Genomic DNA, 18520 nt, shown 5'->3' with positions numbered 1-18520 from the left:
TCCTTTCGAATAGATCAGCACGGGCTGGACGGCAATCATTTTGTGCGTTATTTGATATTTGTTCATATAACGCACAAAATGATGCCAAAATCGAGGATCTAAGATGCGCGAAACGGATTTCGTCAGTGGCTTTGCCAAGGGATTGAAAGTCATCGAAGCCTTCGGCGAGACGCGGCAGCGCCTGACGATCGCCGAAGCATCGAAGCTGACCAGCCTCAATCGCGCCACCGTGCGCCGTTCGCTGCTGACGCTCTCCGAACTTGGCTATGCTACTTATGACGGCAAATTCTTCACGCTGACGCCGAAGATCCTGAGGCTCGGCCACGCCTATCTGGCCGCAACGCCGCTGCCGACCATTATCCAGCCGCATCTCGATCAGCTTGCCGAGCGTGCCGGGCAGAATGCGTCAGCCTCGGTGCTCGACGGCACGGAGGTCGTCTATATCGCCCGCGCCTCGCAGCGCCGGGTGATGTCGATCAACCTGACGCCGGGCAGCCGGCTTCCGGCCTTCTGCGCCTCGATGGGCCGTGTGCTGCTTGCGGCCCTGCCGGAAAGCGAGGCGCGCTCCGTGCTTGGGCGAACTGATCTCAAGGCGAACACGCCGAATACCAAGACCGATCCGGAGGAGCTGATGGCGGAGTTTCGTCGCGTGAAGGCGCAGGGCTATGCCGTCATCGACCAGGAGCTGGAAATCGGCCTCTGCTCGATTGCCATGCCGGTCGAAAACGATCGCGGCCAGACCGTGGCGGCAATCAATATCGGCGCACCGGCTGCCTATGTCGCGGCTTCCGACATGGCGGAGCGCTTTCTGCCACTGCTGAAGGAAACGCAGAAGGCGCTGCGGCTGGTGCTGCCGTAACCATCACATTCCCAACCTCTCCCGCTCCTCGATGCGCCAGGCACGCGGCGTCTGGCCAGTCTGCTTCATGAAGAAGCGGGAGAAATAGGCGGGGTCGGCAAAGCCGAGGCGATAGCTGATTTCCTGCACCGTCGCGAAGGTGAAGACCAGTTCGCGCTTCGCTTCGTCCAGCAGCTTGCGCGTGATTAACTCGTGCGCACCATGCCCCGTCCGGCTGCGCACGATACGACTGAGATGGGCCGGTGAGATGCCGAGGCTCTCGGCATAGAAGGCGGCCGGCTTGCGCGAGCGGAAGTGGCGCTGGATCAGGCCCTGCAGCATCTCCATGCGGCGCTCGCTTTCGTCGCCCGGATTGGATTCATCATCGGCTTTCTGAGCGATGCGCGCCGTCAGCAGCAAGGCCGAGGTCAGATAGGCATCGAGCAGATCGTTGCGGCCGTTGCGGTGGCTCGCAAATTCTTCCCCCAACCGTCTCAGCGTCCTGGCGACGTGGGCTGCGTCTTCATCGCGGGTGTCAAGCAAGGTCAGATGCGGATCGGCAAGCCATGTGCCCAGCCGGCTGCGATCGCCCGGCGAAGCTTTGAGGTGCGAGATCAGCACCGTGATGACGAAGCCGTCTATATCTCGCGAAAAGCGGAAGCCGTGATTGAGGCGAGGCGGCACCGTGATGACGGCGGGCGGCGTTATGGCATGGGGAATTCCGTCAAAGATGGCATCACCGGATCCGGCATCTATGTACAAGATCTGGAAAAAGTTCTCATGCCGGTGCAGGCGGATTTCCCAGTGATGCAGGCTGCTGCGGGAGGGAATTGTCTCGCAATGCAGCCAGAAATCCGGCTTTCGGCCGGTATTTTCGCCATAGAGTTCATAGGTCGGCACGTTCTTCGTCATGGCATTCCTCCCTCGCCATGTTCGATTTGTGCAATTTCATGACCGAAATGTCCATTGCGGACTTGCCTCGCGCCGAAGAGACTTGAGGCAAGAAATACGCATGGGAGGAGACGATGCGCACTCAAGTCGCCATTATCGGTTCGGGGCCGTCCGGGCTGCTGCTCGGCCAGTTGCTGACGGAGGCCGGCATCGACAATGTCATTCTCGACCGGGTCGGCAAGGATTATATTCTCGGCCGAGTCCGCGCCGGCGTTCTTGAGGAAGGCACCGTCCGGTTGCTGGACGAGGCGAAGGCGAGCGCACGCCTGCATGCCGAGGGCTTGCCGCATGATGGCTTCTCGCTTGCCTTCGACGGTCGCGATCATCGTATCGACCTTCATGGTCTCACCGGCGGCAAACGGGTTGTCATCTACGGACAGACCGAGATGACCCGCGATCTGATGGCCCGCCGCGAGGAAAGCGGTGCTCCAATCATCTACAGCGCTGCCAATGTCCAGCCACACGACTTCGATGGCGATACGCCCTATCTGACTTTCGAAAAGGATGGCATTTCGCACCGTATCGATTGCGATTTCATTGCCGGCTGCGACGGCTTCCATGGTGTCAGCCGCAAATCGGTTCCGGAAAAGGCGATCCGCAGTTTCGAGAAAGTCTATCCCTTCGGCTGGCTCGGTGTGCTGGCGGAAGTGGCCCCCGTCAATCACGAGCTGATCTATGCCAATCATCCGCGCGGATTCGCACTATGCTCGATGCGGTCGATGACGCGCAGCCGCTATTACATTCAGTGTCCGCTCGACGAGAAGGTCGAGGACTGGAGCGACAATCGCTTCTGGGAGGAGCTGCGCCGTCGGCTGCCGGCCCACCATGCCGAGGCTCTGGTGACGGCGCCGTCCTTCGAGAAATCGATTGCGCCGCTGCGCTCCTTCGTGGCTGAACCGATGCGTTTCGGTCGCCTCTTCCTTGTCGGCGATGCCGCCCATATCGTGCCGCCGACCGGCGCCAAGGGGCTCAATCTGGCGGCGAGCGACGTGCATTACCTGTTTTCGGGTCTCTCCGAGCATTATCAGGACCGCTCGAATGCCGGACTGGAGGCCTATTCCGCCCGCGCGCTTGCACGGGTCTGGAAGGCGGTGCGCTTTTCCTGGTGGATGACGACGATGATGCATCGCTTTCCCGATACAAACGATTTCGACCAGAAGATCCAGGAAGCCGAGCTCGACTATCTCACCCATTCCCGTGCCGCTTCGACCGCGCTCGCCGAGAATTATGTCGGCCTGCCGTTTTAGGCGAGCATCAGAGCTTCTTGGCGACCTCGCTTGCTGCTTCCCGGATCGTCTGCATCAGGATCGACAAGGGAAGGGTGGGGATGGCGTCGGTGCGCATGGTCAAGCCCACCGGTCCCTTCGTCTCGGTGGTATCGATCGGCAGAAGTGCCAATAATCCGTCCTCGACATCGCCGGCAACGACGCCGGCTGAGATGATCCAGATAGCGTCGTTCGAGCGCACGAAAGCGCGGCCGAAGGAGTCGGACACGGTCTCGATCTGGTTGGGCAATCCGCCGGCGCCGTTGGCGATCAGGAAGCTCTCGACGAAGGGTCGGATGATCGAGCCGCGCGTCGGCAGCAGGACCGTATAGCGATTGAGATCCGAAAACAGCGACTGCCTGCCCGATAGGAGCGGATGGCCGGCCCTGACGGCGAAGACGACCTGTTCGGAGTAGAGGTGCTCGAAGGAAAAGCCGGTCATTTTGTCGGGGCTTGCCAATCGGCCGACGACGAGATCGAGATCGCCGACTCGCAACTGCTCAAGAAGGACCGCGTTTTCGCCTGTCACGATCTTGATGCGGCTCCAGGTCTCCTCCTTGAGGAACAGGTCCATTGCCCGCGGCATGATCCGCGTGGAAACTGTCGGCAGCGCGCCGACCCGGATCGGCGGCGCTTCGCCGGAGCGCTCCTGCGAGACGGAATCCAGCCCTTGTCGGAGTGCTGTCAACGCGGCACCGGCATGGCGGAGAAAGACTTCGCCATAGCGGGTGATGCGGATGCCGCGCCCGTCGCGCTCGAAGACGGCGACACCAAGCGCTTCTTCCAGCTCGCGGATGGTCTTCGTCACCGCCGGCTGGCTGATATTCAGCAGGCCAGCCGCCTTGATCACGCTTTTCTGGCGCGCAACCTCGACAAAGGTCTGCAGATGGCGGAATTTGATGCGTGCGTCGAGCATGCTCACTCATAACCCCGGAGTTATTGTAGAGCAAAGAAATATCATTTTACCTAACCAGATTATACATCCAATCTCGCGGTCGAGGAGATTTCCAGTGCAGTTTGCCCGCATCAACGACGTCACGATCCATTATCAGATCATTGGCGGCCCCGCCGACAAGCCGGTTCTTGTCTTTGCCAATTCGCTCGGCACCGATTTCCGGATCTGGCGGGATGTGATCGTGCGTCTGGCCGGCGATTTCGCCATCGTGCTTTACGACAAGCGCGGCCATGGTCTCTCGGATCTCGGTCAGATGCCCTATTCCATCGAGGATCACGCCACCGACCTTGCCGGCCTGCTCGATTTCCTCTCGGTCAAGAATGCCATTATCTGCGGCCTGTCGGTCGGCGGGCTGATCGCGCAGTCGCTCTATCAGCGGCGGCCGGATCTGGTGCGGGCGTTGATCCTCTGCGACACCGCGCACAAGATCGGCACGGCCGAGAGCTGGAATGCCCGCATCGCCAAGGTCGAGGCTGATGGTATCGAATCCATCGTCGATTCCATCATGGAGCGCTGGTTCACGCCCGCCTTCCGCCGGCCGGAAAACCTCGCCTATGCCGGCTATTGCAACATGCTGATCCGCCAGCCGGTTGCGGGCTACGCGGCTACCTGCGAGGCGCTTCGCGATGCCGATCTGACCGAGGCGGCCGCCAAGATCTCCGTGCCCACCATCTGCATCGTCGGTGATCAGGACGGTTCGACGCCGCCCGAGCTGGTGCTGTCGACGGCAAAGCTCATTCCGAATGCACGCTATGAAGTGATCAAGGACGCCGGCCACATCCCCTGCGTCGAACAACCCGAGGCGTTGACCGAAGTCATCCGTGCCTTCATCGACGTCGTCCTGCGTGGAGAACAAGCCTGATGAATGATCCCACCGCGCCGTCCGAGCGCTATCTGCAGGGCATGGCGACACGCCGCGCTGTGCTCGGCGATGGCCATGTCGATCGCGCCCAACAGGCTGTGACCGATTTCGACCAGCCTTTCCAGGAACTGATCACCGAGGCAGCCTGGGGGCATGTCTGGTCGCGCCCGACGCTCAGCCGGCGCGAGCGCTCCATCGTGACGATCGCGCTGCTGGCAGCCCTTGGTCAGGATGACGAGGTGGCCATGCATGTGCGCGCCACGCGCAACACCGGCGCGACGCGCGACGATATCTGCGAGGCTCTTCTGCATGTGGCGATCTATGCCGGTGTGCCGGCCGCAAACCACGCGATCAAGATCGCCAAGCAGGTTTTCGAACAGATGGACGCCGAACAGGCGGCATGAAGCGAGGCAGACATGTCCGATAGAAGCAACAGCAAGCCCGAAACGGGCGCCTTTTTCGCGAGAGACCGCGCCTGGCATCCGCCAGCCTTTGCGCCGGGATATAAGACGTCCGTGCTGCGCTCGCCGCAGCGCGCGCTGCTGTCGCTCGACGGCACCATCTCCGAAATTACCGGACCGGTCTTCGGCCATTCCATATTGAATGAGCTCGATAACGACCTGATCCATAATTTTGCCAAGCCGGGCGAGAGCGCTATCGGTGAGCGGATCATTGTTCATGGTCGCGTGCTCGATGAGCGCGGCCGGCCGGTGCCGGGCGTCCTGCTCGAATTCTGGCAGGCCAATGCCGGCGGCCGTTACCGCCACAAGAAGGAAACCTATCTCGCGGCCATCGATCCGAATTTCGGTGGCTGCGGCCGCGCCATCACCGATGATGAAGGACGCTATGCCTTCCGCACCATCCGCCCCGGCGCCTATCCCTGGCCGAACGGCGTCAATGACTGGCGTCCGGCCCATATCCACTTCTCCGTCTTCGGCCATGGCTTTGCGCAGCGGCTGATCACGCAGATGTATTTCGAGGGCGATCCGATGATCTGGAAATGTCCGATCGTCGGCACGATCCCCGACAAACAGGCGATCGAGCAGCTGATTGCGCCGCTCGACTGGGGCAACACGATCCCGATGGATGCCCGCGCCTATAAATTCGATATCGTGCTGCGCGGTCGCCGTTCGACCCTGTTCGAAAACCGGCTGGAGGGCAATTGATGATACAGGATCTCGGCTACCTCAAGGAAACGCCGTCGCAGACGGCAGGGCCTTACGTCCATATCGGCCTGACGCCGAATTACAGCGAGATTAGCGGCGTCTACGAAACCGATCTCGGCTCCGTCATGGTCAACGACAAGACGCTCGGCGAGCGTATCACCGTGACGGGCAGGGTTCTCGACGGCGCGGGAGCGCCGGTCAAGGATGCCGTCCTCGAGATCTGGCAGGCCGACAGCGCCGGGCTTTATAACAGCCCCTCGGAGTTGCGTGGCACGGCCGATCCGAACTTTACCGGCTGGGGGCGTTGTCCGACCAGCTCGACCGACGGCGTTTTCCGTTTCGAGACCATCAAGCCCGGCCGCGTTCCCTTCAAGGACGGCCGCAAGATGGCGCCGCACATCACCGTCTGGATCGTCGCCCGCGGCATCAACATCGGCCTGCACACGCGCATGTATTTTCCGGAGGAAGCTGCCGCCAACGCGGAAGATCCATTGCTTGCCCGCATCGAACACAAGGAGCGCTTGGCAACGCTGATCGCTCACAAGGAAGGTTCCGTCTACACCTTTGATGTCCATTTGCAGGGCGACAAGGAAACGGTTTTCCTCGATATATAGACCATGAGCGTTTCTCCCTTCGACCATCCATTCCTGTCTGGCCTTCTCGGGGACGAGGAGATTGCGGCCTATTTCTCGGCCAAATCAGATATTCGCGCCATGCTCTCTTTCGAAGCGGCGCTTGCCGAGGTCGAGGCGCGGCATGGGTTGATCCCGCAGGAGATGGCTGCGCATGTCGCTAAGGTCTGCGCGGATTTCGAACCCGATCTACAAAGGCTGAAGACGGCAACGGCATCGGATGGCGTCGTCGTGCCGGATCTTGTTCGGCAGCTGCGCAAGGCGGTCGGAGAGGATGCCGGCAAACATGTCCATTTCGGTGCCACCAGCCAGGATGTCATCGACACCAGCCTGATGCTGCGGCTGAAGGCGGCGGTTTTCATCCTAAGCAACCGTCTCTTTGCCGTATCCTCCGCGCTCGCCAAACTGGATGAGCGCTTTGGATCGAACAGGCTCATGGGGCACACCCGGATGCAGGCTGCGATCGCGATCACCGTGTCCGATCGGCTGCGGGCATGGCGCCATCCGCTCGATCAGTATCGCGACCGGCTGACGCAGGAGACTTTTCCGCTGCAATTCGGCGGGGCCGCCGGTACGTTGGAAAAATTCGGGCCGAATGCGGCGGAAGTCAGGAGTTCGCTGGCACAAGCGCTCGGCCTCACGGACGAGCCGCAATGGCAGAGCCAGAGGGGGCGCATTGCCGAACTGGCGGGGCTATTCTCCATGATATCAGGCAGCCTCGGCAAGATCGGCCAGGACGTAGCACTTCTGGCACAGGCGGGCGACGAGATCGAGCTTGCCGGCGGCGGCGGTTCCTCGGCCATGCCGCACAAGCAAAACCCGGTCGCTGCCGAAACGCTGGTCACGCTTGCCCGTTTCAATTCCGTCCAGCTTTCGGGCATTCATCAATCACTCGTGCACGAGCAGGAGCGCTCTGGCGCCGCCTGGACATTGGAATGGCTGCTATTGCCGCCTATGGTGGTGGCAACGGCAGCTTCGTTGCGCCACGCGTTGCAACTGGTCGGTTCGATCAAGCGCTTGGGAACGACAGCCGAGTAGGATATTCGTCGCCATTCATAACTGAATTGGTATGGAAGCAAGGTTTTATTTCATTTTACATCACCATTTCCCATGAGAAATTGGTGATGATCAGAATTTGAATGATCAAGGGCAGCTCAAAAAGACGGCTGCCGGGAGGAGAGAAAATGAAACGGTTTGTCTTGGCCGCCATTGCGGCCGTTGCTCTTGGCGGTGCTGCCTATGCCGATACCATCAAGGTTGGTGTCATCGGTCCGTTTTCCGGCCCGTTCGCGCTGCAGGGCAAGAATTTCAAGGCCGGCATCGACGCCTATATGGCCGTCAACGGCAAGAAGGTCGGCAATGATGAGGTGGAGGTGATCTACCGCGATTTGCCCGCGGCCGATCCCGCCCAATCGAAGTCGCTCGCCCAGGAGCTCGTCGTCAAGGAGAAGGTCCAGTATCTCGCCGGCTTCTACTTTACCCCGGATGCGATGGCCGTGACGCCGATCCTCAAGCAGGCCAATGTGCCGATGGTGATCTTCAATGCGGCGACCTCGGCCATCGTCACCAAGAGCCCGCTCGTCGTGCGCACATCCTTCACCACCTGGCAGACCTCGACGCCGATCGCCAAGGTTGCCTATGATGCCGGCGTGAAGAAGGTCATCTCCGTCGTCAGCGATTATGGTCCGGGCGTCGATGCCGAAAACGCCTTCAAGGCTGGCTTCAAAAAGCAGGGCGGCGAAGTGGTGCAGGCGATCCGCATGCCGCTTTCGACCAACGACTTCAGCCCGATCATGCAGCGCATCAAGGATTCCGGCGCGCAAGGGGTTTTCGCGTTCCTGCCCTCCGGTCCTACGACGCTCGGTTTCGTCAAGGCCTATAACGAGAATGGCCTGAAGTCTGCCGGCATCAAGCTCTTTGCGCCGGGCGACCTGACGCAGGAATCCGATTTGCCGGCGCTTGGCGATGCCGCGCTCGGCATGCAGACGACCTTCCACTATGCGATTTCGCATGACTCGCCCGAAAACAAAGCCTTCGTCGCCGCTGCCGACAAGGCGATCGGCAATCCGGCCGAGCTGACCTTCCCCGCCGTGGGCGCCTTCGATGGCATGCATGTCATCTACAAGATGATCGAGGCGACCGGCGGCAAGCAGGATGCGCAGAAGGCCGTCGATGCCGTGAAAGGCCTGTCCTGGGTCAGCCCGCGCGGCCCCGTCACCATCGATCCGGAAAGCCGGCATATCACGCAGAACATCTATCTGCGAGAAGTCGCCAAGGGCGATGACGGCAAATACTACAACAAGGAAATCCAGACCTTCGAGAAGCAGGGCGATCCCGGCCTTGCCGCCGCGAAGTAAGCGCTCCAGTACCTGATCCCCTGATCGGAAGATTCTGTTCAGGGGATGACGGCGGTCGCGCAACAACAAACCGGACCAGCGATATCAATGCAAACCGTGCTCAGCATAGCAGTCGATGCCCTCGCTTACGGCATGGTGCTGTTCGTCATCTCCATCGGCCTTTCCGTCACCATGGGGCTGATGCGCGTCGTCAATCTTGCCCACGGCGCCTTTGCCATGATCGGCGGCTACATCGCTTCCTACGCGGCGCGCGATCTGGGGCTTGGCTACGGTGCGGCCGTATTGCTGGCTGTGGTGGGCACGGTCATCATCTCCATCCCGATCGAACGGCTGCTTTATCGGCGCATTTATGGTGCGCCTGAGTTGACGCAAGTTCTGATGACGATCGGCATCACCTTCTGCATCATCGGCATTGCCAATTACGTCTTCGGCCCCACTCTAAAGACCATCCCCTTGCCGGGCAGCCTGCAGGGCTCCGTCGATCTCGGCTTCCGCACCATCGGCACCCATCGTATCTTCGCGATCGTCTGCGGCCTCATCGTCGCCCTGGCCTTGTGGTATACGATCGAGAAAACCTCCTTCGGCGTGAAGCTGCGCGCTTCCGTCGATAATGCCGCGATGGCGGCCGCTCTCGGCGTCAGGACGGAAATCGTCTATGCAGTCAGCTTCGCGATTGCCGTCGGGCTTGCCGCTTTCGGCGGCGTGGTCGGTGCCGAACTCCTGCCGGTCGAGCCCTATTATGCTCTGCGCTACATGGTGACCTTCTTGGTTGTCGTCTCCGTCGGCGGAGCCGGCTCGATTTCCGGCGCGCTGCTTGCATGCCTCATCCTTGGCTGCATCGATACAACAGGCCGTTACCTCATGCCGGAATATGGGGAATTCTTCTTCTATCTGGCCGTCATTGCCATCGTCTGCGTCTTCCCGCGCGGCTTTGCCGGGAGAATGAAGTAACATGGCTTTGACCCTTGAAAGAGAGGCGGCGCCGACCGTGACCAGACATCGCACATTTGGGCAGGATTTGATCGCGATTGCGGTCATCGTCGTCACAGCCGCTGCCGGCTACCTGCTGTTTCCGGATAATCTCGCCCTCCTGACGCGGCTGATCGCGATCGCGCTTCTCGTCCTCTCGCTCGATCTCGTCACCGGCTATTGCGGCGTGGCGACGCTCGGCCACGCAGCACTGTTCGGTGCGGGAGCTTATGCAGCGGGCATTGCATCGGCCCATTACGGCATCAACGATCCCTTGCTGATGACGCTTGCCGGAATCGCCGGCGGCGCGGTTGCCGGGTTGATCTGCTCCATCGTCATTTTGAGAGCTAATGGCCTGCCGCAACTCGTACTGTCGATCGCGCTGGTCTATCTCTTCCACGAATTCGCCAACAAGGCATCGGGCTGGACGGGCGGCAGCGACGGATTGTCGGGCATTTCAGCAGATCCGCTGTTCGGTGTTTTCGAATTCGATCTTTACGGGCATACGGCCTACTTCTATGGCGTTGCGCTGCTGCTGATCGTGCTCGTGCTTTTGCGCTTTCTCGTGCGTTCGCCCTTCGGCATGCTCTGCCGCGGTATCCGCCAGGATCCTTTACGCATCCGCGCCATGGGGGCATCGCCAAAAGTGGCGCTGATCAAGATGTATATGATTTCCGGTGCCGTTGCCGGCATTGGCGGCGCACTGAATGCGATCTCGACGCAGGTCGTCGGCCTTGACAGTCTGTCTTTCACGCAATCGGCCGAGGCGCTGGTCATGCTCGTGCTCGGCGGTACCGGTTCGCTGTTCGGTGCGCTCGTCGGCACGCTGATCTTCATGCTGTTCGAGGATTACGTCTCCGCCGCCAATCCATTCCACTGGCTGACGATCGTCGGCGCACTGCTGATCCTCGTCGTTCTTTTCGCGCCGAAGGGCATCTATGGCACCGCCGCTGCTTATGTGGCTCGCCGCAGGGAGGCGCAGGCATGAGCGCTATTTTCGAAGTCAGCAATCTCAAGAAGGCGTTCGGCGGGCTGACGGTGACCAACAATGTCAGCCTATCCATGGCGCCGGGAGATCGCGTCGCCTTGATCGGGCCGAATGGCGCCGGCAAGACCAGCTTCGTCAATCTCGTCACGGGTAATCTGCAGGCGGATTCCGGTGAGGTGCGCATCGCCGGCCAGAACGTCAATAAGATCGAGGCCATCGGCCGGGTGAGGCGCGGGCTGGTGCGTTCGTTCCAGGTGACCAGGCTGTTTCAGGATATGACGCCGGCCGAGCATGTCGGCATGGCGGTGCTGCAGCGGACAGGGCGCTCCGGTCGCATGTTCGGTAATTTCCTTTCCATGCGCGATGTCATGGCCGAGACGGAGGAGTTACTCGGCACGCTCGGGCTTGTGGCACTCGCGCATCGCAAGGTCAGCGAGATTGCCTACGGCCAGCAGCGGCTTCTGGAAATTGCCGTCGCCATGGCCCTGAAGCCGAAGGTGCTGCTGCTGGATGAGCCTGCCGCCGGCGTGCCGCAGAGCGATACCGGCCGCATCGAGCAGGCGCTGGCCGATCTGCCCGCCGATCTCGCCGTGCTGATGATCGAGCATGACATGGACCTCGTCTTCCGCTTCGCCAAGCGCGTCGTGGTGCTCGCGGCCGGCACGATCATATTTGACGGATCGCCGAAAGACGTGACGCAGGATGCGCGGGTGCGCGAAGCCTATCTTGGGAGCTATGCCAATGCCGGCCACGCCGCTTGAAGTCGAAAACCTGTCGGCCGGCTATGGTCCGACACGGGTGCTGGAAGGTGTTTCCTTTTCCGTGCCGGCCGGCGGCCGGCTTGCCGTGCTCGGCCGCAACGGCATGGGCAAGAGCACGCTGCTGGCGACCCTTGCCGGCCAGACCCGGCGTTATGACGGCCGCATCCGGCTGGGCTCGGCCGATATTGCCGGGCTGCCAAGTGCCAGACGCGCCCATCAGGGCCTCGGCTATGTGCCGCAGACGCGTGACGTCTTTCCGACGCTGACGGTGGAGGAAAATCTCTCCGTTGGGCTGAAGGGACGGCCGAAGAGCGCCTTGCAGGAAGCCTATGACATGTTTCCGCGCCTGCAGGAGCGTCGCAGGAATTTAGGCGGCCAGCTTTCGGGCGGTGAGCAGCAGATGCTGTCGACGGCCCGCAGCATCCTCGGCCGCCCCTCCGTCCTGCTTCTCGATGAGCCGCTGGAGGGGCTGGCGCCCGTCATCTGCGAGGAGTTGATGGCGGCCTTCGCCAAGCTCGCCAAGTCGGGCGACATGACGATCCTGCTGGTGGAGCAGCGCATCCAGAGCGCACTGGATTTTGCCAGCGATGTTATCATTCTGGAGCGTGGCCGACTTGCCTGGAAGGGGACGCCCGAGGGGCTGGCTGCGGATCATGGCGCAGTCGAGCGTCTGCTCGGCGTCGGTGGATTGCATTAGCGCATCCACTTCCGACTGTGCTCCAATGGAGCGCGGCCTTATAATGAAACGCCATGCTCCCACCAGCCGCCTGCCGTTGCGGCGGCTGTTCCGTTTGTCGTAGACAGTCCGCCTGCTTTTTTTCAGGAGGTGCAAGATGGACCGATTTACCGGTGGCTGCCTGTGTGGCAAGGTACGGATCGTTGCGTCGGGGCGACCCTATCGGGTCGGCATTTGTCATTGTCTCGACTGCCGCAAGCATCACGGCGCGCTTTTCCATGCCTCCGCGATTTTTCCCGAGGATGCGGTCAAGATCGAAGGCGAAACACGCGACTACGCCGGCCGCTTTTTCTGCCCTCACTGCGGCTCGTCTGTTTTCTCGCGAAGCGCGGACGAAATCGAAGTGAACCTCGGGTCTCTCGATGCTTCCGATCAGTTGAAGCCGACCTACGAACTCTGGACCGTTCGCCGCGAATCCTGGCTGCCGCCGTTTCCGCTCGCGAGGCGATATGATCACGATCGCGAGGCAACGAGCCGCTTCGAGGATTAGGTCGGGCTCGCCGCAAGCGTTATGATGACAAAAATTGTCAGGGCGATGACTATCGATTCGTGTTGACGACAAAACGTTGACGATTTATCGATATATTATCATCGTTATTGGCATCGTTCTGCTGGAGGCGGGTTTGTCGGAGAATATTTCGGGTCGTTGGGATTTCTGGATCGATCGCGGCGGTACCTTTACCGACGTGGTCGGGCGCGATCCGTCCGGTGCTCTCCACGCCCGCAAGATCCTCTCGGAAAATCCCGAGGCTTATCGTGATGCCGCCGTTCATGGCATTCGTCTCCATCTCGGTCTTGGCAAGGGCGAGCCGGTTCCCGAAGGTGCGATCGGTGAGGTCCGCATGGGCACGACGGTCGCCACCAATGCGCTGCTGGAGCGCAAGGGCGAACGCCTTGCGTTGGTGACGACGAAGGGATTTCGCGACGCGCTGCGCATCGGCTATCAGGAGCGCAAGAAGATCTTCGCGACCGAGATCGTCAAGCCGGAAGCGCTTTACGAAGATGTCGTCGAGATCGAGGAGCGGGTGCTTGCCGATGGCACTGTCGAACTGGCCCTGGACGAAAAGGCGACTGAGGCGGCGCTGCGCGACCTTCTTGCCAAGGGTTATCGCTCCGTCGCCATCGTCTTCATGCATGCCTATAAATTCCCGGCGCATGAGGCTGCGGTCGCGAGGATCGCAAGGTCGATCGGCTTCGAGCAGGTCTCCGTCAGCCACGAAGTCTCGCCGCTGGTCAAGCTCGTTGGCCGCGGCGATACGGCTGTTATCGACGCCTATCTCTCGCCGGTGCTCGGCCGCTATATCCGCCAGGTCTGCGATGAGCTCGATGTCGAGCGCACCGGCGCACGCGTCATGTTCATGATGTCGTCGGGCGGATTGACGGCCGCCGATATGTTCCAGGGCAAGGACGCGATCCTCTCGGGTCCGGCTGGCGGTGTGGTCGGCCTTGCGAAGACAGGTGAGCAGGCGGGTTTTGCCAATGTCATCGGCTTCGACATGGGCGGCACCTCGACGGATGTTGCGCATTTCGATGGCGAATATGAGCGTGCCTTTGAAACGGAAGTGGCCGGTGTCCGCGTCCGCGCGCCGATGATGCTGATCCACACCGTCGCTGCCGGCGGTGGCTCGATCCTGCATTTCGATGGTGATCGCTTCCGTGTCGGCCCGGATTCGGCCGGTGCCTTTCCAGGTCCGGCCTGCTATCGCAATGGCGGCCCGCTGGCCGTCACCGACGCCAACGTCATGGCCGGCAAGCTGCTGCCGGAATTCTTCCCGTCCATCTTCGGACCCAGCCAGGATCAGCCGCTCGATGTCGAGACGGTGCGGACCAAGTTCGCATCTCTTGCAGCCGAAATCGGCGATGGGCGAAGCCCGGAAGACGTTGCCGACGGCTTTATCCGCATCGCGGTTGCCAATATGGTCGAGGCGATCAAGAAAATCTCGGTGCAGCGCGGCTATGACGTCACGCGCTATGCGCTCAACTGCTTCGGCGGTGCCGGTGGCCAGCATGCCTGTCTGGTGGCCGATGCGCTGGGGATGAAGAGCATCCTTCTGCATCCGATGTCCGGCCTTCTCTCCGCCTATGGCATGGGCCTTGCCGATATCCGCGCAACGCGCCAGAAGGCACTCGGCGTTTCCCTCGATGATGCCGCACCTGCCGCCATCGCAGCGCTTGGCAGCGAACTGCGCGGCGAATGCGTGCCCGAATTGGAAGCCCAAGGTGTCGCAACGGCCGAGATCAAGACGATCCGGCGCGCCCATATCCGCTATGCCGGCACCGATACCCTGCTGGCGGTCGAGACGACCTTTCCGGAAATCGACACTTCCGCGCGGCTGCGCAGCCAATTCGAGGCGCTGCACAAGCGCCGCTTCGGCTTCGTTGCCGAAGACAAGCCTCTGGTCGTGGAGGCCGTCGAGATCGAAACGATCGGCGGCGCTGCTGCCGATATCACAGTCGAGCTGGAGACGAGAGCCGAAGGTGAAGCCGAGGCTGTGAGGCGCACCTCCTTCTACTCCAACGGAGCAAGTCACGATGCGGCCGTCGTCCTGCGTCAGGCGATCAAGCCCGGCCAGACCGTGACCGGTCCGGCCATCATCATCGAGCCGAACCAGACGATCGTCATCGAGGACGGCTGGCAGGCGCAGCTGACCACGAGGGATCATATCGTCCTCACGCGCATCAAGGCGCTGCCCGAGCGCAATGCCATCGGCACCAAGGCCGATCCCGTCATGCTGGAGATATTCAACAATCTCTTCATGTCGATCGCCGAGCAGATGGGCATGACGCTGCAGAACACGGCCTATTCGGTCAACATCAAGGAACGGTTGGATTTCTCCTGCGCCGTCTTCGATGCGGAAGGCAATCTGGTCGCCAATGCGCCGCATATGCCGGTTCATCTGGGCTCGATGGATGCGTCGGTCGCAACCGCGATCCGCGAAAACGCCGTCATCCATCCGGGCGACGTCTTCCTCATCAATGCGCCCTATAATGGCGGCACGCATCTGCCTGACCTCACGGTCTGTACGCCGGTCTTTGATGATGCCGGTCAGAAGATCCGCTTCTGGGTCGCCAGCCGCGGCCATCATGCCGATATCGGCGGCATTTCGCCGGGATCGATGTCGCCACTTGCCACCCATATCGAGGAAGAGGGCGTCTATATCGACAATTTCAAGCTGCTCGATCGCGGCCGCTTCTGTGAAGCGGAGCTTACCAAGCTTTTGACGGGCGCCCGCTATCCCGTGCGCACGCTGGCGCAGAACATCAACGATCTCAAGGCCCAGGTCGCCGCCAATGAAAAGGGCGTCGCCGAGCTGAAGAAGATGATCGCGCTCTTCGGTGAAGACGTAGTGGATGCCTATATGGGCCACGTTCAGGACAATGCGGCGGAAAGCGTGCGCCGTGTTCTCGATCGTCTGTCGGATGGCGAATTCACTTACGAGATGGATCAGGGCTGCAAGATCGTCGTCAAGATCTCGATCGACAAGGACAAGCGCGAGGCGACGGTCGATTTCACCGGCACGTCGGCGCAGCGCCCGGACAATTTCAACGCGCCGCAGCCGGTCACCCGTGCCGCCGTGCTCTATGTCTTCCGTGTCCTCGTCGAAGCCGATATTCCGATGAATGCCGGCTGCCTCCGGCCGATCCGCATCATCATTCCCGAAGGCACGATGCTGACGCCGAAATATCCAGCTGCCGTTGTTGCCGGCAATGTCGAGGTCAGCCAGGCCGTGACCAACTGCCTGTTCGGCGCGGTCGAGGCGCTTGCCGCAGCCCAAGGCACGATGAACAATCTGACCTTCGGCAACGACGCCTATCAATATTATGAGACGATCTGCTCCGGAGCGCCGGCAGGACCTGGCTTCAATGGCGCCGATGCGGTGCACACGCATATGACCAACTCGCGCCTGACGGATCCCGAAATCCTCGAGACGCGGTTCCCGGTCGTGCTGGAGAATTTCCACATTCGTCCGAATTCGGGCGGGCGCGGCAAGTGGAACTCCGGCAACGGCACGCAGCGCACCATCCGCACGCGTGAAAAGCTGGAATTCGCCATCCTGTCGGGCCACAGGCGCGTGGCACCCTTTGGCATCAAGGGCGGCGAAGCCGGACAGACTGGCCGCAATTATGTCCGTCGCAACGACGGCAAGATCGAGGAACTGATCGGCTCGGCCCATACCGTCCTCGAAGCTGGCGAAGCCTTTACGGTCGTCACTCCCACCGGCGGCGGTTACGGAAAGCGGGATGAATAGCAATATGATGCCGTGTCGAGCGGCAACCGACCGCTCGGCTCGTCGAATCTGCGGGGCCTTGATCCGGTTCGAAGGAGTTTTCAGGTGACGTCCGAGGAAAAGAGTAAGCGACGCGAATTGATAGTCTCGTCGGCCCATCTGGCCGGCGGCAGCTCGCCGGCCTTATCGGAGCTGGAATACGGGTCGATCCTCTTTTCCCATGCCTTCAATCGATGGCTGGTGCGCTGCATGGCGGCGGCCGGCGTGCCCGGCCTTTCGCCGGTCGAGATCCTGATCATTCATTCCGTGCGGCATCGCGACCGGCCGAAAACGCTCGCCGATCTCTGTCTCGTCCTCGATATCGAGGACACGCATGTCGCCAATTACGCCATCAAGAAACTGGAGGCGGCAGGCCTCGTCAAAAGCGGCAAGGCCGGCAAGGAAAAGACGATCCGCGTCACCGACAAGGGCCTGGACGCATTGCAGCGCTATACGGAAATTCGCGAGCGCCTGCTGGTGGAGGCGACCAAGGTCTCCGGCCTGTCGCAGGATGGCCTGTCCGACATTGCTTCGCATCTCAGGGCATTGTCCGGCTATTACGAACAGGCCGCACGGTCGGCAGCGACCCTGTAAGCAGCGAGGAAAGCAGGCGACCGCCGCAATTCTTGGTCGCTTTAAGGCCTCTTTCCGTCAAGATCACGATCTCGTGCCGACCCCGAACCGGAGCGTCAACCCCGGCCCCTTATCTATTCTGTTGCGCCATACCTATATTAGGTCTGTGCGATCCGTTGGCGGATGTTCGTCCAACGATCGGTATCGATCGAACGATATGAGATCCAGTTTTTACCACCGCACGACTTTTGGAAATTGCTGGCTTCGCACGATAGCAAAAGTGTGCTTTTTTTGACCGAAAGGGGAATGGTGTAAAAACTTCCATGAACAACGATAGTTTTGAGCTGAAATTTTGGGGCGTGCGGGGAAGCATCCCTGTATCGGGACCGGAATTTGAGCGGTACGGCGGCAATACGTCGTGCATTGAGTTACGGCATGACGGCAGGCATATCTTATTCGACGCCGGGACGGGGTTGCGCGAAGCGGCGGCGTATCTGGCCAAGGAAGGGGTTCGCGACATCGATCTCTTCTTCACCCATTCTCACTATGACCACATTATCGGCCTGCCCTTCTTCAATGCCATCTATGATCCGAGGGTCAGCGTCGATCTCTGGTCCGGCCATCTTGCCGGCAAGACGACGACCCGGCAGCTGATCGGCCAGTTCATGCGGCCGCCATGGTTCCCCGTCGAACCCGATATCTGTCGCGCCGAGATGAGTTTTCGTGATTTCGCCGCTGGTGATACGCTGAAGCCGCATCCCGGCATCGTGATGCACACCGCCAGGCTGAACCATCCGGGCGGCTGCATCGGCTATCGCATCGAATGGTCGGGCCGGGTCATCGCCTTGGTCTACGATACCGAGCATACAGCCGGCAAGCTCGATGAAGCCGCGCTGGCCCTGATGGCCGATGCCGATATCGTGATATATGACGCGACCTATCTCGAAGCCGAGATGCCCAAATATCTGGGCTTCGGCCATTCCACCTGGCAAGAGGGCATCAAGCTCGCCAAGAAGGCCGGCGCCAAGCGGCTGGCCCTGTTTCACCATGCTCCCGGCCGCACCGACCGCGAGCTGGACGACATGCAACGCGATGCGCAGCAGAGCTTCCCCGGCGCATTCGTCGCCTTTGACGGGCAGTCGCTGCAGCTCTGAAGCCTGCCGCGGCAGCGGAGCATGCTGGAATTGCGCTAAAGCGTG

18 protein-coding genes are annotated in these 18520 nt (G+C 61.0%); 16 read left to right on the top strand and 2 right to left on the bottom strand.

The features are described 5' to 3' along the window. Positions 1 to 103: 103 nt before the first annotated feature. Positions 104 to 859, top strand: a complete 756-nt coding sequence (locus tag FHT84_RS25590; RefSeq protein WP_112342451.1) for an IclR family transcriptional regulator — start codon at positions 104 to 106, stop codon at positions 857 to 859. Between the two features lie 3 nt (positions 860 to 862). Here the strand turns inward: FHT84_RS25590 and FHT84_RS25585 are convergent, their stop codons facing one another. Beyond that, complete coding sequence (locus FHT84_RS25585) at positions 863 to 1750, bottom strand: helix-turn-helix domain-containing protein (protein ID WP_113249748.1); 888 nt, start codon at positions 1748 to 1750, stop codon at positions 863 to 865. A 113-nt stretch (positions 1751 to 1863) separates the two neighbouring features. Here FHT84_RS25585 and pobA point away from each other — a divergent pair, with 113 nt between their 5' ends. Then, positions 1864 to 3036: a 4-hydroxybenzoate 3-monooxygenase gene (pobA, locus tag FHT84_RS25580; protein WP_112342449.1), complete on the top strand. Its 1173-nt coding sequence runs from the start codon at positions 1864 to 1866 to the stop codon at positions 3034 to 3036. Positions 3037 to 3043: 7 nt separating this feature from the next. Here the strand turns inward: pobA and pcaQ are convergent, their stop codons facing one another. Continuing rightward, positions 3044 to 3970: a pca operon transcription factor PcaQ gene (gene pcaQ, locus FHT84_RS25575; protein WP_112342448.1), complete on the bottom strand. Its 927-nt coding sequence runs from the start codon at positions 3968 to 3970 to the stop codon at positions 3044 to 3046. A gap of 94 nt (positions 3971 to 4064) precedes the next feature. Here pcaQ and pcaD point away from each other — a divergent pair, with 94 nt between their 5' ends. The 14 genes from pcaD to FHT84_RS25505 all read left to right on the top strand — a co-directional run bounded on the left by pcaD (position 4065) and on the right by FHT84_RS25505 (position 18475). After that, entirely contained in the window at positions 4065 to 4871 is an 807-nt protein-coding gene (gene pcaD / locus FHT84_RS25570; protein ID WP_112342447.1) for a 3-oxoadipate enol-lactonase, read from the top strand. Next, the gene (gene pcaC, locus FHT84_RS25565) at positions 4871 to 5275 is read left to right on the top strand and encodes a 4-carboxymuconolactone decarboxylase (RefSeq protein WP_095437121.1); all 405 of its coding nucleotides are present in this window, start codon (positions 4871 to 4873) and stop codon (positions 5273 to 5275) included. Before pcaD ends, pcaC begins: the two co-directional genes overlap by 1 nt. 12 nt (positions 5276 to 5287) lie before the next feature. After that, a complete protein-coding gene (gene pcaH, locus FHT84_RS25560) occupies positions 5288 to 6037 on the top strand; it encodes a protocatechuate 3,4-dioxygenase subunit beta (RefSeq protein WP_112342446.1) in 750 nt (249 codons plus the stop codon). Between the two features lie 2 nt (positions 6038 to 6039). After that, a complete protein-coding gene (pcaG, locus tag FHT84_RS25555; protein WP_181592353.1) occupies positions 6040 to 6651 on the top strand; it encodes a protocatechuate 3,4-dioxygenase subunit alpha in 612 nt (203 codons plus the stop codon). Positions 6652 to 6654: 3 nt separating this feature from the next. After that, positions 6655 to 7707: a 3-carboxy-cis,cis-muconate cycloisomerase gene (locus FHT84_RS25550; RefSeq protein WP_112342444.1), complete on the top strand. Its 1053-nt coding sequence runs from the start codon at positions 6655 to 6657 to the stop codon at positions 7705 to 7707. Positions 7708 to 7853: 146 nt separating this feature from the next. After that, positions 7854 to 9026, top strand: coding sequence for an ABC transporter substrate-binding protein (locus FHT84_RS25545; RefSeq protein ID WP_112342443.1), 1173 nt, complete (start codon positions 7854 to 7856; stop codon positions 9024 to 9026). Between the two features lie 87 nt (positions 9027 to 9113). Next, positions 9114 to 9977 (top strand): branched-chain amino acid ABC transporter permease, encoded by an 864-nt coding sequence (locus FHT84_RS25540; RefSeq protein ID WP_112342442.1) that lies wholly within the window; start codon positions 9114 to 9116, stop codon positions 9975 to 9977. Between the two features lies 1 nt (position 9978). Next, positions 9979 to 10983, top strand: coding sequence for a branched-chain amino acid ABC transporter permease (locus tag FHT84_RS25535; protein WP_112342441.1), 1005 nt, complete (start codon positions 9979 to 9981; stop codon positions 10981 to 10983). After that, on the top strand, positions 10980 to 11744 hold the full coding sequence (locus FHT84_RS25530; RefSeq protein ID WP_112342440.1) for an ABC transporter ATP-binding protein: 765 nt from the start codon (positions 10980 to 10982) through the stop codon (positions 11742 to 11744). Before FHT84_RS25535 ends, FHT84_RS25530 begins: the two co-directional genes overlap by 4 nt. Beyond that, a complete protein-coding gene (locus FHT84_RS25525; RefSeq protein ID WP_112342439.1) occupies positions 11725 to 12441 on the top strand; it encodes an ABC transporter ATP-binding protein in 717 nt (238 codons plus the stop codon). The genes FHT84_RS25530 and FHT84_RS25525 overlap by 20 nt, the downstream gene beginning before the upstream one ends. 136 nt (positions 12442 to 12577) lie before the next feature. Next, on the top strand, positions 12578 to 12970 hold the full coding sequence (locus FHT84_RS25520; protein ID WP_112342438.1) for a GFA family protein: 393 nt from the start codon (positions 12578 to 12580) through the stop codon (positions 12968 to 12970). A gap of 133 nt (positions 12971 to 13103) precedes the next feature. After that, a complete protein-coding gene (locus FHT84_RS25515) occupies positions 13104 to 16730 on the top strand; it encodes a hydantoinase B/oxoprolinase family protein (protein ID WP_112342509.1) in 3627 nt (1208 codons plus the stop codon). Positions 16731 to 16814: 84 nt separating this feature from the next. After that, entirely contained in the window at positions 16815 to 17342 is a 528-nt protein-coding gene (locus tag FHT84_RS25510; RefSeq protein WP_112342508.1) for a winged helix DNA-binding protein, read from the top strand. A 302-nt stretch (positions 17343 to 17644) separates the two neighbouring features. Further along, positions 17645 to 18475 carry an MBL fold metallo-hydrolase gene (locus tag FHT84_RS25505; protein WP_112342437.1) on the top strand — a complete coding sequence of 277 codons (831 nt, stop codon included), beginning with the start codon at positions 17645 to 17647 and terminating at the stop codon, positions 18473 to 18475. Positions 18476 to 18520 lie beyond the last annotated feature (45 nt).

Origin of the sequence: Rhizobium sp. BK289, assembly GCF_014193575.1 — a bacterium.
GTDB lineage: Bacteria > Pseudomonadota > Alphaproteobacteria > Rhizobiales > Rhizobiaceae > Rhizobium > Rhizobium tropici_C.
The sequence above is the reverse complement of the archived record's forward strand: the minus strand, read 5'-3'. Positions and strand labels throughout refer to the sequence as shown.

Bases quoted from the DNA above. Each gene is read 5' to 3' on its own strand.
- FHT84_RS25590 (WP_112342451.1), top strand. From the start codon at position 104: ATGCGCGAAACGGATTTCGTCAGTGGCTTTGCCAAGGGATTGAAAGTC.
- FHT84_RS25585 (WP_113249748.1), bottom strand. From the start codon at position 1,750: ATGACGAAGAACGTGCCGACCTATGAACTCTATGGCGAAAATACCGGC.
- pobA (WP_112342449.1), top strand. From the start codon at position 1,864: ATGCGCACTCAAGTCGCCATTATCGGTTCGGGGCCGTCCGGGCTGCTG.
- pcaQ (WP_112342448.1), bottom strand. From the start codon at position 3,970: ATGCTCGACGCACGCATCAAATTCCGCCATCTGCAGACCTTTGTCGAG.
- pcaC (WP_095437121.1), top strand. From the start codon at position 4,871: ATGAATGATCCCACCGCGCCGTCCGAGCGCTATCTGCAGGGCATGGCG.
- pcaH (WP_112342446.1), top strand. From the start codon at position 5,288: ATGTCCGATAGAAGCAACAGCAAGCCCGAAACGGGCGCCTTTTTCGCG.
- FHT84_RS25550 (WP_112342444.1), top strand. From the start codon at position 6,655: ATGAGCGTTTCTCCCTTCGACCATCCATTCCTGTCTGGCCTTCTCGGG.
- FHT84_RS25545 (WP_112342443.1), top strand. From the start codon at position 7,854: ATGAAACGGTTTGTCTTGGCCGCCATTGCGGCCGTTGCTCTTGGCGGT.
- FHT84_RS25540 (WP_112342442.1), top strand. From the start codon at position 9,114: ATGCAAACCGTGCTCAGCATAGCAGTCGATGCCCTCGCTTACGGCATG.
- FHT84_RS25535 (WP_112342441.1), top strand. From the start codon at position 9,979: ATGGCTTTGACCCTTGAAAGAGAGGCGGCGCCGACCGTGACCAGACAT.
- FHT84_RS25530 (WP_112342440.1), top strand. From the start codon at position 10,980: ATGAGCGCTATTTTCGAAGTCAGCAATCTCAAGAAGGCGTTCGGCGGG.
- FHT84_RS25525 (WP_112342439.1), top strand. From the start codon at position 11,725: ATGCCGGCCACGCCGCTTGAAGTCGAAAACCTGTCGGCCGGCTATGGT.
- FHT84_RS25520 (WP_112342438.1), top strand. From the start codon at position 12,578: ATGGACCGATTTACCGGTGGCTGCCTGTGTGGCAAGGTACGGATCGTT.
- FHT84_RS25505 (WP_112342437.1), top strand. From the start codon at position 17,645: ATGAACAACGATAGTTTTGAGCTGAAATTTTGGGGCGTGCGGGGAAGC.